The following is a 17,341-nucleotide window of genomic DNA, read 5'->3' on the forward strand; positions in this document are numbered from 1 at the left end:
GTCTCAGTCCGGTGGTTCGGACTCCCCGGCGGCCGGGGAGGCCGGGTTGTCCTCGTCGTCGCGGGCGGTGGCGGCGGAGGGGTCCACCTGCTCATCGGTGTCGGGTTCGTGGACTGTCCGCTCCTCGAGTTCGTCGACCTTGCGGCGGGCATCATCCGGCGTCGCGTCGGGGGTCCCGGTCTCGGCGGGCTCCATGGGAAGTTCTTCGGTCATCGTGTGCGTCGACCTTCCGTCGGTGTGTCTCGATGGTGCCTCTGTCTGATGGGTGGGTTCCCGTTCGTCACCGCGGGCAAACCGGCGCGGCGCGTCACGCCGCGCCGGGCTCAGCGAACGGTTCGGTTGTGGGTGAACCAGTCAGTCGGTGGCCGACGTTCTCGGTGCATACCGCAGGACGGCGCCGATGCCGTCGCGCGGTGAGATGCGCTCGTCGATCCGGACCAGGTCTGCACCGGTCAGGACCGCCGCCATCGGCAGCGCTTCGTCGGCGCGCAGCGTGCGCTCCGGTGGGACGCCCAACTCGGACAGGTTCTCCGGTGTCGGTGCGACCGTGGCGACGCCTCCCGCGGCGTCTCCGCCGTCGAACACGACCGCGTCCTCGAGGTCGCCGATGACGAGCGTCTCGACCTCGCCGTTGCGCAGGGCTCCGCACACCGCCGTCAGCCCCTCGACGGCGAGCGCCGGGTCGTGTCCGAGCCCCGCCTGCAGGCTCTCCGCCGCGTCGGCCATCGTATGGTTCTGGCGCAGTTCGAGTTCGGAGGTCACCGCCTTGCGGATGTCCTCGTCGGCGATGCCGCTGTCCCGGGCTCCCAGTTGGAGATCGACCAACCGTTCGGCGAGCCGCTCGGGAGCCGCCGCCCGCAGGTCCGACAACGACGAGAGCTCGCCGATGACGAAGACGATCTCGGGTGTGTCCGCGTCGACGATCGCGGTCAGGCGATCGGCGATCTGCCGGATGTTCTTGCGGTTCTGTTCGTCGCTGCGCTGCTGCGGATCACCGTACCCCGGCGACTCGGCACCAGCCGCGTGATGGATCGGATAACCCTCTCCCTCAACGGTTTCGCGCCTCATCGACGACCCGCCGGCCTCGAAGAGCTCGATGTCGGCGCCGGCGTGGTCGACCGCGGCGATCACATGCCGCGGGGCGCTCGTACCGTGTTCGATCAGCGGAACCAGGTACGGCACCGGCGAATACCGCGCCACGGGTGTGACCGGTGGACGACTGAGGTGTTCGTCGAGCAGCACGCCGCCGGGACCCGCGATCAGAGCACGACCGCTGGGCCCGACCGCCGGAGTCCCGTCCAGCAGGGTGGTGCCGATCGACTCCACCACGGCGGGATCGGCACCCGCCGACTCCAGTTCCGCACGGAGAGCCCGCCAGCGGAGTTCCACCGTGTGGGCGGCGTCTTCGGTGTTGTGGGAGTCGTCGATGTAGATGGTCGCGAACGGACCGATGGCGGTCGCCAGCTCGCGGAATCGGGTCGAATTCATGCGCGGCCTCCTTGCCTGATGTCGGGGCAGTCGACTCTCACGAGGGTGCCCACCGATTTCAGGCGGCAAACATGCCGAGACCCACCACTAGAGCGTCGACGTGTCGATCACGAAGCGGTAGCGCACATCCGAGGCCACGACGCGGTCGTAGGCCTCGTTGATCCGATCTGCGGAGATCACCTCGATCTCGGCGCCGATGCCGTGCTCCGCGCAGAAGTCGAGCATCTCCTGGGTCTGCGCTATACCGCCGATCATCGAACCGGCGAAGCTGCGACGTTTTCCGACCAGCGCGCCCGCGGGGACGTCGATCGGATGTTCGGGGAGCCCGAGTTCCACCATTGTGCCGTCGAGGGCGAGCATGCCGAGGTACTTGGCGATCGGGAGATTGGCCGACACGGTGTTCAGGATGAGGTCGAAGGTGTTGCGCAGCTCCCGGAACGTCTGCGGGTCGCTGGTCGCGTGGTAGTGGTCGGCTCCGAGGCGCAGACCGTCCTCCATCTTCTTCAGCGACTGCGACAGCACCGTCACCTCCGCACCGAGCGCGTGCGCGATCTTCACCCCGACGTGACCGAGACCGCCGAGGCCGACGATCGCGACCTTCTTCCCGGGCCCGGCACCCCAGTGCCGCAGCGGTGAATAGAGCGTGATCCCGGCGCACAGCAGCGGGGCCGCCTCGTCGAGTGCGATGCCGTCGGGAATCCGGAGTACGTAGTTCTCGTCGACGACGATCGACGTGCTGTATCCGCCCTGTGTGGGTGTCCCATCGCGTCCGACGGCGTTGTAGGTGCCCACGTTGCCCCGCTCGCAGTACTGCTCCTCGCCGAGCCGGCACGGCTCGCACTCACGGCACGAGTCGACGAAGCAGCCCACGCCCACCCGGTCTCCCACGGCGTATCGGGTGACCTCGTCACCGATGGCCGCGACCGTCCCGGCGATCTCGTGGCCGGGTACCACCGGGAACCTCGTCCCACCCCATTCGTCGCGTGCGGTGTGGATGTCGGAATGACAGATCCCGGCGAACGCGATGTCGATCGACACGTCGTTCGGGCCGAGGTCACGTCGTTCGATGGTGGTGGGTTCGAGCGGACGATCGGCTGCCGGGGCGGTGTAGGCGTTGACCGTGGTGGGCATGCGGACTCCTCGGTGCACATTTCGGAGGGTGGCAGATGTGGTGGTGCGCGACGCACCGACGACGCGAACAGATGCGGGCTGGTGCATGTGTCCGACGCTGCCAGTGTGCCCCGAGGTCGGCTTCGTTGCCATAACGGCACGTCGCGGCGTCGCAGTCACCCTCCGCCGACGCGCTCCGACACTGGATTCGCCGTCGATGATCGTTACAATGACCGACGGTGACGATCAACAGCTCAGTCGACGACGGTCAGCGCACGCAGTTGCACCCGGTGTCCCCCATCGCCGAGCTCAGCCGATTCGGGACGACCACCGCCCATGCGGCCGCGGGCGTCGGACGCTTCGTCCTCCACACGGCAGGCGACGCCCTCCGGGGCCGCGCGCCGGGTTCGGCGAGGGTCGCCCACGAGATCCGCACGACCTTCGAACACCTCGGACCGACTTATGTGAAACTCGGTCAGCTCATCGCCTCGAGTCCCGGCGTGTTCTCCGAGTCCATGTCCGCCGAGTTCGAATCGCTGCTCGACCGGGTGAAGCCGGCCGACCCGGCACTCATGCGCGAACAGTTCATCGCCGAACTGGGTCGGGCCCCCGAAGAGGTGTTCGCGACCTTTGATCCGGTGCCGATCGCGTCGGCGTCGATCGCCCAGGTGCACACCGCCACCCTCCCCGGCGGCGAGGAGGTGGTGGTCAAGATCCAGCGCCCGGGCATCGCCGACCGCCTGGCCCCCGATGTCGCCATCCTCGAACGCCTCGCCGGCCTCGCCGAGATCTCCGAGTACGGGCGGATGCTCAGCGCACGACACGTGGTCGAGGACTTCGCGGCCGGCCTCGACGCCGAACTGGACTTCCGCATCGAAGCCGACACCATGCGCGAATGGTTCGCCTGTCTCCAGCCCGGGCCGTTCGGCGACCGCGTCCGCGTCCCGCACGTCTACGACGACTACACGACCCAGCGCGTGCTGACGATGGAGCGAATCCACGCGACCCGCATCGACGACGCCGCGGCCGTACGTGCCGCAGGCCACGACGGTGTCGCGCTCTGCCGCAACCTGCTGCTGTCCCTTCTCGAATCGGCGTTCCACGGCGGGCTGTTCCACGGCGACCTGCACGCCGGGAACGTCCTCGTCGACGACGCGGGCAAGCTGGTCCTCCTCGACTTCGGCATCGTCGGACGGTTCACCCCCCGCACCCGGCGCATCCTCCGCCAGCTCGTCGTCGATCTCGTGGTGCGCGGGGACTACGAGTCCGCGGGCCGTGCCATCTTCCTTCTCGGCGCCGTGCACAAGCCGGGGTCGACGTCCCAGGGTGCCGAGGACATCAAGAAGGTGACGACTCCGCTGTCGACCACCGACCTCGGTTCGATGTCCTACACCGACCTCGGGCGGCAACTCGCCGCGGTCGCCAAGGCCCACGATGCGCGACTGCCCCGGGAACTCGTCCTCGTCGGAAAGCAGCTGCTGTACGTCGAGAAGTACACCAAGCTTCTCGCACCCCGATGGAAGGCCATGTCCGACAAGGAGATCTACGGATACATGGCCGGCATCCTGAAGGAGGCCGAACGCGACCGGCGAGCCGACCGGCGCTGACCGGGCGCCGCGTATCCCGGCATGTCGGACCCACTGTGCCCTTCTGTGGCAAACGCGACAGTTAGGGTGGGAGCGATCAGCTGATTCCAGGAGTCACACATGAGACGTTTTGTGCCGGCAGTGCTGGCCTTCTTCGGCGCTGCGTGCATCGCGGCGGCCATCGCCATACCGCTTTATCTCGTGCCGCAGTTGAAGGTGGTTCCGCTCGATCTGGACATCACGTCCGACGCCACCACTGTCGCCGCGGACGGTTCGACCGGAGAACGCTTTCCAGCGGTGATCTTCGATCGTTGCTCGGTGTCGGAGAATCGTGCCCGCACTCTCGAGGCGCACCTCACGCAGCAGCGACGTTCGATCATCATCGAACCGTCGGACAGCCGCCAGGCCAGCCTGCAGTCGGCGCAGACCGTGCGCATCGACCGCCTGCGCGATGCCGAGGGAACCGAGACCGAACCCACCGTCGCCGCCGAGGGTGAGACCCGTACGTGCGAGGACGGTCTACTGACGGCGACCATCGACCGGGTGTCGGTGAATCGCAAGACCTCGGCACCCAACGGCGCGGTCAGCTCGCTGCAACTCGAGGCGGTTCCCGAGGGCGGCAACGTCAACGACGTGTCGGTCGCCATCGACAACCGCACCGGTTACCAGTACAAGTTCGGTTTCGACGTGCAGCAGCGCGACTACCCGTACTACGACCTCAACACCCGCCAGGACTGCGCGGCGAAGTTCGAGGGCGAGGAGACCATCGACGGGGTGAACACGTACCACTTCGTGTGTGACGTCCCGGAGACCGACCTCTCCAACCTCCCGAACGCGCAGGGCGAGGCGGCACTCGGCACGATGCTGACGATGCCCGCCCGCTGGTGGGGCATCACCGGGCGCGGGGTGCGGGCGAACGATCCCATCACCATGCACCGGTACGCCGCCGCGACCCGCCACGTCTGGGTGGAGCCGGAGACCGGGACCATCGTCGACGGTCGTGAGGACCAGCACCAGTACTTCAAGTCCCCCGACCAGAGCGACGCCACGCCGGAAGCGGTGCGCGAGTTCCGCATGGACGCCCTGAAGGGCACGTTCAAGTGGACCGACGACACCGTCTCCAACCAGGCGGGCAAGGCCAGCGGTTACGTCGACCAGCTGAAGGTCGGCGGAGTGTGGGTGCCGATCATCCTCGGCATCGTGGGAGCGATCCTGTTGATCGCCGCCCTGCTCCTGTTCTTCCGCGGACGCCGTGACGACACCCGGGTCGACGACACCCCGCCGCCCACGGCTCCCCCCGCCGACGAGCGCGACACCACCCTGATCAAGCGCGACGCCCCGCCGGCCGGAGCAGCACCGGCGGGCGCGAATCCGTGGGAGCGACCGACCGAGCAGATCCCCAAGGTCGGCGACACACCGCCGGCCGACGACTCGGCCACGCGCACCTTCCGCAAGCAGCCCCCGCCCGAGTAGGGAGCGGCAGAGCACACACCGCGGGCGCATCCGGTATCCACCGGATGCGCCCGCGGTGTTTGTGTGGGTCCTCCGCGGGTTGAGCCGCACCCCGCGGGTTGAGCCGCACCCCGCGCGCTGAGCCGGGCCACACCCCCGCGGGTTGAGCCGGCCCCGAGCGGAGCGAGGCGCCGAGTCGAAGCCCCCTCCGCAACCAGCCCCCACAAGTGACCTCGACGGACGCGCGGGCACGCTACGCGTGCTCGAGCTGCTCGGCCAGCAGGGGCGCGCGGGCACGCTACGCGTGCACAGCTGCTCACCCAGCAGTCGTGCACGAGCGGCTCACCCAGCAGATACAACAAGGGCCGGTGACCCGAAGGTCACCGGCCCTTGCCGACTGTCTTACGTGCGCGAGACTACCGCGGCCCTCAGAAGAAGGCGGGGCGGAAGGTCTTGGCCCACGACTCCTTGAAGGTGCTCTGCCAGTAGTCCCACCAGTGCGCACCGTCCGGGGTGATCCGGGTGGTGAGCTTGACGCCCGGCACGAGCGCGAGGCGACCGATGTAGAGCTGGCTGCTGGTCGACGCGGCGACCTCGAGCGGGATCATCTGCGCGAACTTGACGGGGTCGAAGTTGCTGCTGGCCGGGTTGACCGACGAGTCGTACTTGCTACCGACACCGCTACCGGACGAGACGTAGACGTTCTTGCCGGCGAGGTTGCCCGCGCTCAGGAACGGGTCGTTCTGGAACCAGGTCCCGGCGGGGAAGAAGCCCCACATGTTGAACGGGTTGCCGCCGACCTCCGCGACCGAGGCCATGATGCCCTGGGTGAAGCCCGGCAGGGTGACCGTCGGGTAGCCGCTGTACGAGGCGACGGCCTTGTAGAAGTTCGGGTGGCGCGACGCGAGGTTCAGCGCCGAGGTGCCCGACATCGACAGCCCGGCGATGCCGTTGCGACGGTTGTCGCTGCCGTGACGCGCGGCCATGTAACCCGGCAGTTCGCGGGTCAGGAACGTCTCCCACTTGTTGACGCCCAGCTTGGGATCGCGGGTCTGCCAGTCGGTGTAGAAGCTTCCTGCACCGCCGAACGGGATGGCGACGTTGGTGCCCTTGCCGGCCATGTAGCGCGCGACGTCGGTGTTGATCAGCCAGCCGCTGTTGTTGGCGGGGGCACGGAGGCCGTCGAGCAGGTACAGCGTCGGCTTCGGTCCGCCACCGCCGGCCGAGACGATGCACACGGGCACGGTCCGGTTCATGGCGTTCGAGCGGACGTACTCGACATTGCAGCCGTTGGCCGCGGAGGCCTCCGGCGGAGCTGCGACCAGCGTCGCACCCGACACGGCCACGAGAGCCACGAGTCCGGCGACGAGGCGCTTACGGGCGCGTGTCAGCATTCGTCAGTTTTCCTTTGGATCACCACGGCCGGAACCGGCCGCTTGCGGGTCTTGCCTACCGGGTACTGCTGCGGGCTTGTGTACGAAGTCGTACGAGGAGGGATTGTATTGGTCCCCCCGGGCAGTGGTACCCGTCCCGCTGAAGTGTAACGGCACGATAACGCCACGGCAAAGGTGAGAGCAGGTCTTGTGATGCCCATCGGTGGTGGTTCATGTCACACCCTCCGCGGCTGAACAGCCCATTTGGTACATAGACGACACGTCGGCCGATATCTTCGTCTGTTCGGTCCACATGCCCGCGATGCGCCCGTTACCGGTTTGGGTGGGCAACGGTGACCGTGGTTTTCGGGACAGCGGGCCCTGCCGGCCGCCTGTCCGGCGATCACCGCCAAGTCCGCTCGACCCGCCCCCGGAACCACTAGTGTCGGGACGTGCACATGGGCGAATACCTGTCCTGCGACGCGACCACCCTGGCCGGTCTCGTCGCCTCCGGCGAGGTGACGGCAGCCGAACTCCTCGACCTCGCGCGAACACGTGCGGACGCCGTCGATCCCTCCCTCAACGCCATCGTGATCCGCATGGACGCCGAAGCCGATGCCCGCGTCCGGGGAGCCCTCACCGGGCCGTTCGCCGGCGTCCCGTTCCTCATCAAAGACCTCGCGCAGGACTACCGCGGGTACCCGACGACGCGCGGCTCTCGCGCCCTCGCCTCGCACATCGCCCGCGAACACTCCTTCGGCGTCAGGCGTTTCCTCGATGCCGGCCTGGTGATCTTCGGCAAGACGAACACCCCGGAATTCGGCGCGAAGGCGATCACCGAGCCCACGTTCTGGGGTCCGGCGCGCAATCCCTGGGACCTGGATGCGACCCCGGGCGGGTCGTCGGGCGGCAGCGCCGCCGCGGTCGCTGCCGGGATCGTGCCGGCGGCCGGGGCCAGCGACGGCGGAGGTTCCATCCGCATCCCCGCCGCATGCACCGGATTGTTTGGACTCAAGAGCTCTCGTGGCCTGATGCCGTTCGGTCCGCAGACCGGCGAGCCGCTCTTCGGGATGGGCGTCGAGGGCGTGGTGACCCGGACCGTCCGCGACGCCGCGGCCCTCTACGACGCGCTCATCGGGCCGACGCCGTCGTCGACCTACCCGACGCCCCTGCACACCGAGAGCTACACCGCCCGGATCGCCACCTCGCCCCGGTTGCTGCGGATCGGCTACACCACGACGTCGGCGATCAACGGGAACCCGCATCCGGAAGCCGTGGCCGCGGTCGAACACGCCGCGGCGGTGCTGACCGACCTCGGCCACAACGTCGAGGAGGTGGACCCGCCGCACGACGACGCCGCCCTCGCACGCGACTTCCTCGACATCTGGTTCGCCAAGTGCGCCGCGCAGGTCGACGAGGTCCGACGCCTCACCGGAGCTCCCGACTCGCATTTCGAAGCCGACACCCTGACCCTCGCCGAGCTTGGCCGAGCAGCCGGGGTCGTCCCGTTGTTCAGCGCGCTCGACCGGATCAACGACCACGTCCTGGCCCTCGACCGGTTCCATCAGACCCATGACCTGCTGCTCACGCCCACGCTCGCCGTGCCACCACCGCGGGTCGGTTCGATGACCACGCCGCCTGCCCTCCAGCTGGCGGCGCGGCTCGCCTCGCGCGCACGGTCCGGCCGCGCGATCTCCCGTCTCGGGATCATCGACAAGCTCGTCTACGAGAGCCTCGGCTGGGTGCCGTACACCCAGCTCGCCAATCTCACCGGGCGGCCGGCCATGAGCGTGCCGCTGCACTGGACCGCGGCCGGCCTCCCCCTCGGCGTGCAGTTCGTCGGCCGTCTCGGTGCCGACGGCGATCTCCTCGCGCTCGCGGCCGGCCTCGAGGCGGCCGCACCGTGGTTCCACCGGTACGCCGACATCGTGCTCTAGTGCGGGACTAGTCTCTTCTGCGAGTGCACATGCTCCGGAGCAACCCGGCATGGCTGCGGCGGGAGGAGATGCGGTGGCGGAGAACGAGGCCGACGCGGTGGTCGTCGGTGCGGGCCTGGCGGGACTCGTCGCGACATACGAGCTCACCAAGGCCGGGCGTCGCGTCGTCGTGGTCGATCAGGAGAACCGCAACAACCTTGGTGCGCAGGCATTCTGGTCCCTGGGCGGGTTGTTCATGGTGGACACACCCGAGCAGCGCCGCCTCGGCATCTCCGACTCCGCCGACCTCGCGCTGCAGGACTGGATGGGATCGGCGGGTTTCGATCGTGACGACGAGGACTACTGGCCACGCCAGTGGGCTCGCGCCTATGTGGACTTCGCCGCCACCGAGAAGCGGCAGTATCTGCACGACCTCGGTCTGCGTATCACCCCGATCGTCGGCTGGGCCGAACGCGGCGGCGGATTCGCCGACGGCCACGGCAACTCCGTGCCCCGCTTCCACGTCACGTGGGGAACCGGACCGGAGGTGGTCCGGGTCTTCGCCGAGCCGGTTCTGGAGGCGGAGAAGCGCGGGCTCGTCGAGTTCCGGTTCCGGCATCGCGTCGACGAACTCGTCGTCGACGACGGCACCGCCGTGGGCGTGCGGGGTGTGACACTCGCCCCGACCGACGCCGAGCGCGGCCGGGCGTCGAACCGGGATGTCGTGGGCGACTTCGAGATCCGTGCCGGATCGGTCATCGTCACCTCCGGCGGCATCGGGCACAACCACGATCTGATTCGCAAGAACTGGCCGGTCGATCGTCTCGGCCCCGCTCCGCAGACGATGATCTCCGGCGTCCCGGCGCACGTCGACGGCCGGATGCTGGAGATCACCGAGAGCGCCGGCGCCAACATCGTCAACCGCGACCGGATGTGGCACTACACCGAGGGCATCCACAACTGGGACCCGATCTGGCCCGATCACGCGATCCGGATCATCCCCGGCCCGTCGTCACTCTGGCTCGACGCCAACGGCAATCGTCTCGCACCGCCGAACTTCCCCGGCTTCGACACCAATTCGACGATGAAGGCGATCCTGTCGGCGGGCCACGACTACTCGTGGTTCATCCTCACGCAGACGATCGTGGAGAAGGAGTTCATGCTGTCGGGGTCGGAGCAGAACCCCGACATCACCGAGAAGGACCTCAAGCTCACCGCGAAGAGCCGGCTGGCGAAGGGTGCCTCGGGACCGGTGGACGCCTTCGTGCGCAACGGCGTCGACTTCGTGGTCGCCGACAATCTGCCCGAGCTGGTGGCCGGGATGAACAAGATCGCTCGCGGCCCCGAACTCGACCTCGCGGAGATCGAGCGCATCATCTCCGCGCGCGACGCCGAGATCGGCAACAAGTTCTCCAAGGACGCCCAGCTGATGGCGATCACCAATGCGCGACAGTATCTCGGCGACAAGATCGTTCGCGTCGCCAAGCCCCACCGGTTGCTCGACCCGGAGCACGGCCCGCTGATCGCGGTCCGGCTCAACGTCCTCACCCGCAAGACCCTGGGCGGTCTCGAGACCAACCTCGACTCCCAGGTGCTGCGGCCGGACGGCAGCGCCTTCGACGGCCTGTTCGCCGCCGGTGAGGTCGCGGGCTTCGGCGGTGGCGGCGTACACGGGTACAACGCCCTGGAGGGGACGTTCCTCGGCGGATGCATCTTCTCCGGGCGCGCCGCCGGCCGGGCGGTGGCGCGGGCCACACCGCGCAGCTGACGCGGACTCGTCCGCACCTCGTCGTCGAAAAGGGTTGCCTGCCCTATACATTCGCAGCATGATCTGCCACCCCACGCCGGGTGACGATCGGCTAGGGTGTTGGGCGTGCCGGTGCCCCAGACGATCCTGACCCGGAAGACGAAGTCGGCGATCTTCCTCGTCTTCACCATCGACGACGGCGGTGAAGACGCGGTTCGCGATGCGCTGGAAGAAATTCCCGGGCTGAACAACGCGGTGTCCTCGCGGGCACCGGAGGCCGCACTGGCCGGCATCGTGTCGATCGGGTCTGCGGCGTGGGACCGCCTGTTCGCCGGCCCGCGGCCCCGTTCGTTGCGTCCGTTCGTTCCCTACGAGGGCGAGGTCCACACCGCCCCGGCGACGCCCGGGGACCTGCTCGTGCACATCAAGTCCGACGACATGGGCCTGTGCTACGAGCTCGGTGCCAAGATCACCGAGTCCTTCGGGGGCGCGGTCACCGTGGTCGACGAGGTGCACGGCTTCCGCTACTTCGACCTGCGCGACCTCATCGGGTTCGTCGACGGCACCGAGAACCCGACCGGACAGGCCGCGATCGACGCCATCACGGTCGGCGCGGAGGACCCGGACTTCGCGGGCGGCAGCTACGTCGCGATCCAGCGGTACGTGCACGACCTGTCGTCGTGGAACGACCTGAGCACCGAGGAGCAAGAAGCCGCGATCGGACGCACCAAGCTCGACAACGTCGAGATGTCCGACGAGGTGAAGCCGCCGAACTCCCACATCGCGCTGAACGTCGTCGAGGACGAGAACGGCGAGGAGATCGACGTGGTCCGCGACAACATGCCCTACGGCGACGTCTCCGGCACCGGCGTGAACGGCACCTTCTACATCGCCTACTCGGCAGCGCCCGACGTCACCGAGGAGATGCTGCGCAAGATGTTCATCGGCGACCCGCCCGGCACCTACGACCGCCTCCTCGACTTCACCACCGCGGTGACCGGATCGCAGTTCTTCACCCCGACCCTCGACTTCCTCGAAGAGCTGCCGCCCGCGCCCGACGCCGCACCCCCGTCCCCGACGACCCGTTCCGACGGTTCGCTGGGCATCGGGTCACTGCACTGACGACACCCCGAGACCCGACCACCGCACCCCGGAAACCCCATCCCGGCCGCACCAGGAGGACACCATGAACAACCTGCATCGCGAACTCGCGCCGATCTCCGACGCGGCGTGGGCGGAGATCGAGGAGGAGGCCACCCGCTCGTTCAAACGCAACGTCGCGGGCCGGCGCCTCGTCGACGTCACCGGGCCGCTCGGCTCCGACACCGCGTCGGTGACCCTGGGACATCGCACCAAGATCGACTCGCCCGCCCAGGGCATCACCGCGTTCCAGCGTCGCACCCAGTCGCTGGTCGAACTCAAGGTCCCGTTCACCGTGTCCCGGGAGGCCATCGACGACGTCGATCGCGGCGCGAAGGACTCCGACTGGGATCCGGTCGTGGACGCCGCGCGCGAACTCGCGCTCGCCGAGGACCGGGCCATCTTCGAGGGCTACACCGCGGCGTCGATCAATGGGATTCGCGCCGAGGCCTCCGCCTCCCCGATCCCGCTGCCCACCGACGTCCGCGACTACCCGGAGGCGGTCAGTCAGGCGCTGAGCACGCTACGACTCGCGTCGGTCGACGGTCCGTACGCGGTGGCCCTGTCGGCCGAGGCCTACACCCAGGTCAACGAGACGTCGAACCACGGCTACCCGATCCTCGAACACATCCAGCGGCTGTTCACCGGCGACATCGTGTGGGCGCCGGCGATCAGCGGCGCGTTCGTCATGAGCACGCGCGGCGGCGACTTCGAGCTGACCATCGGCCAGGACGTGTCGATCGGCTACGACTCACACGACGGCGATGTGGTGAACCTCTACTTCCAGGAGTCGTTCACCTTCCTCACCCACACTGCGGAGGCGGCCGTCGCGCTGACCGAACCGCCGACCGTCTGAGCGGCAGACCGCCGTCCTCGCCGGCCCCGCACACCGCCCGGGCGATACTCAGAGGCGTCCGTTGCGAGCGGCAACTAGTCTTGCGCAGGTGATCGCAGTAGAACACGGCCCACTCTCGCTCCCGGCGGTCAGATGCTGACCCGCCTCATCCGCACGTACCTGGCGCGGTACCGGATCAACGTCGTACTCGTCATCGTGCTGCAGCTGCTCGCGACCACCGCGATGCTGTTCCTGCCGAGCCTGAACGCCGACATCATCGACAACGGCGTGGCCCGCGGGGACACCGGCTACATCCTGCGCATCGGCGGATGGATGCTGCTGGTGAGCGTCGCGCAGATCATCGTCACGGTCGCCGCCCAGTTCTTCGGGTCCCGCGCCGCGCTGGGGGTCGGGCGCGACATCCGCGGCGACCTGCTGCACCGGGTGAACTCCTTCTCCGCACGCGAGGTCGGCACCTTCGGTGCACCGTCGTTGATCACCCGCACCACCAACGACGTCCAGCAGGTGCAGATGCTCATCGTCATGAGCAGCGCGATCCTGGTGATGGCTCCGATCATGTGCATCGGCGGCATCATCATGGGAGTCCGCGAGGCGCCCGCATTGTCGTGGGTCATCGCCATCGCGGTACCCGTACTCGGGGTCTCGATGGGGGCCATCATCGCGAAGATGATCCCCGGCTTCCGCGCCATGCAGGAACGGATCGACAACGTCAACCGCGTCCTGCGCGAGCAGATCACCGGCATCCGGGTCGTCCGGGCGTTCGTGCGGGAGGACTACGAGCGCAGGCGGTTCGCCGTCGCCAACGACGATCTCGCCGATGCGACCCTGCACGTCGGACGGCTGATGGCCCTGATGTTCCCGGTCGTCATGGTGATCACCAATGTCACCATCGTCGCGGTCATCTGGTTCGGCGGTCACGCGGTCTCCGACGGTTCGCTCGAGATCGGCGCGCTGACCGCCGTGATGAGCTACGTCATGCAGATCCTGATGTCGGTGATGATGGCGTCGTTCCTGGCGATGATGGCACCGCGCGCGGCGGTCTGCGCCGAGCGCATCTCCGAGGTCCTGGCCACCGACACCTCGGTCCATCCGCCCAGTGAGCCGATCGGATTCGCCACCCATCCGGGCATGGTGGAGTTCGACGCCGCCGAGTTCCGCTACCCCGGCGCCGACGACCCGGTGTTGAGCGGCATCGACTTCCGCGTCGAGCCGGGCACGACGACCGCGATCGTCGGATCGACCGGGTCGGGCAAGACGACACTCGTCGGGCTGGTCCCGCGACTGATCGACACGACGTCCGGCGCGGTCCGGGTCGGCGGTACGGACGTGAAGCGGCTCGACCCCGATGAACTGCGATCGGTCGTCGGCCTGGTTCCGCAGCGGCCGTACCTCTTCTCGGGAACCGTCCGCTCGAACCTGCTGCACGGCAAGGCCGACGCGACCGACGACGAGATCTGGGAGGCCCTGCGGATCGCGCAGGCCGAGGACTTCGTGTCGGCGATGCCCGACGGGCTCGACACCAAGGTGTCCCAGGGCGGCACGACCGTCTCCGGCGGACAGCGCCAGCGCCTGGCGATCGCTCGGGCACTCATCCGCCGACCGGCCATCTACCTGTTCGACGACTCGTTCTCCGCGCTCGACCTCACCACGGATGCACGGTTGCGCGCCGCACTGCGTCCGGCCACACGCGAGGCGGCGGTGATCGTGGTGGCCCAACGTATCTCGACCATCATCGACGCCGAGCAGATCGTCGTCCTCGATCGCGGACGGATCGTCGGTCTCGGTACGCACGACGACCTGCGCCAGTCGTGTCCCACCTATGCCGAGATCGTCGAATCGCAGATGGCGATGGAGGAGCGCGCATGACCCGGCCCGGAGGTCCGCCGATGGCGGCCGGACCCGAATCCAAACCCCGTTCGTTCTGGCCTTCGGTCAAACGCGTTGTCGCACAACTGGCCTCCTATCGCATGCTGATGACCGTGACGCTGGCCTCGCTGGTGGGCTCGGTCGTGCTGATCGCGATCGCGCCCCGCGTGCTCGGTTACGCCACCGACCTCGTCTTCGACGGCGTCATCGGACGCACCCTGCCCGAGGGGCTCACCAAGGAACAGGCGGTCGCCGGCCTCCGCGAGAGCGGGGACGACACCTTCGCCGACATGGTCTCCTCGATGGACGTGACACCCGGCGTCGGAGTGGATTTCGGCGAAGTCGGCCGCGTGCTGCTCATCACCCTGGCGCTCTACGTCGTCTCGTCACTGCTCGCGTGGCTGGCCGGCTACCTGCTGAACATCGTCGTCGTCGGCACCATCCGTCGGCTGCGCGACGACGTCGAGGCCAAGGTCCATCGCCTGCCGCTACGCTACTACGACACCATGCCTCGCGGTGAGCTGCTGAGTCGGGTGACCAACGACCTCGACAATCTGTCACAGAGCATGCAGCAGACCATCTCCCAGTTCGCCAACTCGGTGCTGACGGTGATCGCGCTGCTGATCATGATGATCTGGATCTCGCCGCTGCTTGCCCTGATCGCCGTGGCCACGGTTCCGCTGGCGATCATCGCGACCGGCGTGATCGCCAAACGGTCGAAGCCGCACTTCTCGGCGCAGTGGTCCTCGACCGGCGCCCTCAACGCTCAGGTCGAGGAGGCCTTCACCGGCCACGAGCTGGTGACCGCCTTCGGCCGCCAGCGCGAGATCCAGACGACCTTCGACGAACGCAACCAGAAGCTGTACGAGTCCAGTTGGCGGGCGCAGTTCATCTCGGGCGTCATCATGCCGACGATCATGTTCCTGGGGAACCTGAACTACGTCGCGGTCGCGGTCGTCGGTGGGCTGCGCGTGGCGTCGGGATCGCTGAGTCTCGGTGAGGTGCAGGCGTTCATCCAGTACTCGCGCCAGTTCACCCAGCCGCTGACCCAGATCGGTTCGATGATCAACCTGATGCAGAGCGGCGTCGCATCCGCCGAGCGGATCTTCGACATCCTCGACGCCGACGAACAGTCGCCGGACGCCGCGAGCCCGAAGACCCCGACCGACGACAAGGGACTCATCGAGTTCGACGACGTGTCCTTCCGCTATGTCGAGGACAAACCGCTCATCGAGAACCTCAGCCTGGTGGCCCGCCCCGGACACATGGTCGCGATCGTCGGTCCGACCGGCGCGGGCAAGACCACCCTGGTCAACCTGATCATGCGGTTCTACGACGTCGATTCGGGCGTCATCTGCGTGGACGGAGTCGACTCGACCCAGATGACCCGCGACGACCTACGCGAACGCACCGGCATGGTGTTGCAGGACTCGTGGCTCTTCGGCGGCACCATCTACGAAAACATCGCCTACGGCGACCCCACCGCCTCGCGGGAAGAAGTGCTCGACGCGGCCCGGATGAGTCACGTCCACCACTTCGTGCGGACCCTTCCCGACGGTTACGACACCGTCCTCGACGACGAGGGCGGCGGGGTGAGTGCCGGTGAGCGGCAGCTCATCACGATCGCGCGGGCGTTCCTCGCCCGTCCCACGATCCTGATCCTCGACGAGGCGACCAGCTCCGTCGACACCCGCACCGAGCTGCTCATCCAGAAGGCGATGGCGAATCTGCGGTCGGACCGTACGAGTTTCGTCATCGCGCACCGGTTGTCCACGGTGCGCGACGCCGACGTCATCGTCGTCATGGAGGACGGTCACATCGTCGAGCAGGGCAGCCACGACGAACTGCTCGCCGCCCGCGGCGCGTACTGCCGGCTCTACGAGAGTCAGTTCACCGGAGCCATCGAGGCGACCTGAGCGACCCCCTCTGCTCCCTAATCCGAAAGAACCGCAAAACCACTGCTCCCTGAGGTGCGAGGAGCGATAGCGACGAGCCACGAAGGGCCCAGTGAGACACGTCGCCAACCCTTCGTGGCTCGCTTCGCTCGCACCTCAGGGAGCAGTAAAGGCGTCCCCTCCGCTCCCTGAGGTGCGAGGAGCGTAAGCGACGAGCCCACCCCCGCTCCCTGAGGTGCGAGGAGCGTAAGCGACGCGCCCACCCCCGCTCCCTGAGGTGCGAGGAGCGTAAGCGACGAGCCTCGAAGGGTCACGAAGGTCGCTCGTTGCGCGCCGCGCGTTCGACGAGGCCGGCGATGCGTTTGGTTTTGGTCTCGGGTCGTTTCGCCAGGGCGATCTGCGACAGTCCGAACTTACGAGCGCTCGGCGGGAACGCATCCCAGTTGGCCCGGGCGGCGGGGTCGGCGTCGAGCGCGGCGGCCAGTTCGGGGGACTCGATCAGTGCCTCGGCGTCGTCGAACAGGGTCCAGAGGCCGCGGGCCTGGGCGTCGTCGATGACGGCCTGACCGGCGGGCTGGATGCGGCCGGCGGCCGCGAGGTCGGCGACGCGCGCCTTGTTGGACGCCGACCACCCGCTGTTGCGCCCGCGCCGGGTGAACCACATGCCGCGGCGTTGTTCGTCGATGACACGGGTGTGACCGTCGATCCACCCCCAGCACAGCGCCTCGCGAACACACTCGTCGTAGTCGATCGGCTCCCGGCCCGAGCCCTTGCGCCAGAACACAAGCCACACTCCGGGCGACGTCTCGTGATTGTCGCGCAACCACTCTCGCCACGCATCGACGGTCTCGACGGTGAGCTTCGGGGCATCGGGATCGGCCATTCGTCAACCCTAATGACCTACGTCCAGGT

Annotated in this window: 13 protein-coding genes; 8 read left to right on the forward strand and 5 right to left on the reverse strand. The window is 68.0% G+C overall.

The window, feature by feature from the left end:
• Positions 1-3: 3 nt before the first annotated feature.
• From KTR9_RS23945 to KTR9_RS23955, 3 genes are all read right to left on the reverse strand, one after another.
• Positions 4-213 (reverse strand): hypothetical protein, encoded by a 210-nt coding sequence (locus KTR9_RS23945; RefSeq protein ID WP_010843176.1) that lies wholly within the window; start codon positions 211-213, stop codon positions 4-6.
• Positions 214-354: 141 nt separating this feature from the next.
• Positions 355-1,488 carry an Rv2629 family ribosome hibernation factor gene (locus tag KTR9_RS23950; protein ID WP_014928537.1) on the reverse strand — a complete coding sequence of 378 codons (1,134 nt, stop codon included), beginning with the start codon at positions 1,486-1,488 and terminating at the stop codon, positions 355-357.
• Positions 1,489-1,575: 87 nt separating this feature from the next.
• Positions 1,576-2,619: an NAD(P)-dependent alcohol dehydrogenase gene (locus tag KTR9_RS23955; protein WP_014928538.1), complete on the reverse strand. Its 1,044-nt coding sequence runs from the start codon at positions 2,617-2,619 to the stop codon at positions 1,576-1,578.
• Between the two features lie 218 nt (positions 2,620-2,837).
• Between KTR9_RS23955 and KTR9_RS23960 the strand changes: the two genes are divergently transcribed.
• A complete protein-coding gene (locus tag KTR9_RS23960; RefSeq protein WP_014928539.1) occupies positions 2,838-4,205 on the forward strand; it encodes an ABC1 kinase family protein in 1,368 nt (455 codons plus the stop codon).
• Positions 4,206-4,304: 99 nt separating this feature from the next.
• Positions 4,305-5,657 (forward strand): DUF3068 domain-containing protein, encoded by a 1,353-nt coding sequence (locus KTR9_RS23965; protein ID WP_014928540.1) that lies wholly within the window; start codon positions 4,305-4,307, stop codon positions 5,655-5,657.
• Positions 5,658-6,064: 407 nt separating this feature from the next.
• Here KTR9_RS23965 and KTR9_RS23970 read toward each other — a convergent pair whose 3' ends face one another.
• Positions 6,065-7,030 carry an alpha/beta hydrolase gene (locus KTR9_RS23970; RefSeq protein WP_014928541.1) on the reverse strand — a complete coding sequence of 322 codons (966 nt, stop codon included), beginning with the start codon at positions 7,028-7,030 and terminating at the stop codon, positions 6,065-6,067.
• A gap of 437 nt (positions 7,031-7,467) precedes the next feature.
• Here KTR9_RS23970 and KTR9_RS23975 point away from each other — a divergent pair, with 437 nt between their 5' ends.
• The 6 genes from KTR9_RS23975 (at position 7,468) to KTR9_RS24000 (ending at position 16,450) form a co-directional block, all read left to right on the forward strand.
• Positions 7,468-8,946, forward strand: a complete 1,479-nt coding sequence (locus KTR9_RS23975) for an amidase (RefSeq protein WP_014928542.1) — start codon at positions 7,468-7,470, stop codon at positions 8,944-8,946.
• A 73-nt stretch (positions 8,947-9,019) separates the two neighbouring features.
• On the forward strand, positions 9,020-10,693 hold the full coding sequence (locus KTR9_RS23980; RefSeq protein ID WP_014928543.1) for an FAD-binding dehydrogenase: 1,674 nt from the start codon (positions 9,020-9,022) through the stop codon (positions 10,691-10,693).
• Between the two features lie 105 nt (positions 10,694-10,798).
• Positions 10,799-11,794 (forward strand): Dyp-type peroxidase, encoded by a 996-nt coding sequence (locus KTR9_RS23985; protein ID WP_044507392.1) that lies wholly within the window; start codon positions 10,799-10,801, stop codon positions 11,792-11,794.
• A 64-nt stretch (positions 11,795-11,858) separates the two neighbouring features.
• Positions 11,859-12,668, forward strand: a complete 810-nt coding sequence (locus tag KTR9_RS23990) for a family 1 encapsulin nanocompartment shell protein (protein WP_014928545.1) — start codon at positions 11,859-11,861, stop codon at positions 12,666-12,668.
• Positions 12,669-12,800: 132 nt separating this feature from the next.
• On the forward strand, positions 12,801-14,534 hold the full coding sequence (locus KTR9_RS23995) for an ABC transporter ATP-binding protein (protein WP_014928546.1): 1,734 nt from the start codon (positions 12,801-12,803) through the stop codon (positions 14,532-14,534).
• Positions 14,531-16,450: an ABC transporter ATP-binding protein gene (locus tag KTR9_RS24000; protein ID WP_014928547.1), complete on the forward strand. Its 1,920-nt coding sequence runs from the start codon at positions 14,531-14,533 to the stop codon at positions 16,448-16,450. Before KTR9_RS23995 ends, KTR9_RS24000 begins: the two co-directional genes overlap by 4 nt.
• 289 nt (positions 16,451-16,739) lie before the next feature.
• Here the strand turns inward: KTR9_RS24000 and KTR9_RS24005 are convergent, their stop codons facing one another.
• On the reverse strand, positions 16,740-17,312 hold the full coding sequence (locus tag KTR9_RS24005; RefSeq protein ID WP_014928548.1) for a YdeI/OmpD-associated family protein: 573 nt from the start codon (positions 17,310-17,312) through the stop codon (positions 16,740-16,742).
• Positions 17,313-17,341 lie beyond the last annotated feature (29 nt).

Source organism: Gordonia sp. KTR9, assembly GCF_000143885.2.
In the GTDB taxonomy this organism is placed as follows: Bacteria; Actinomycetota; Actinomycetes; order Mycobacteriales; family Mycobacteriaceae; genus Gordonia.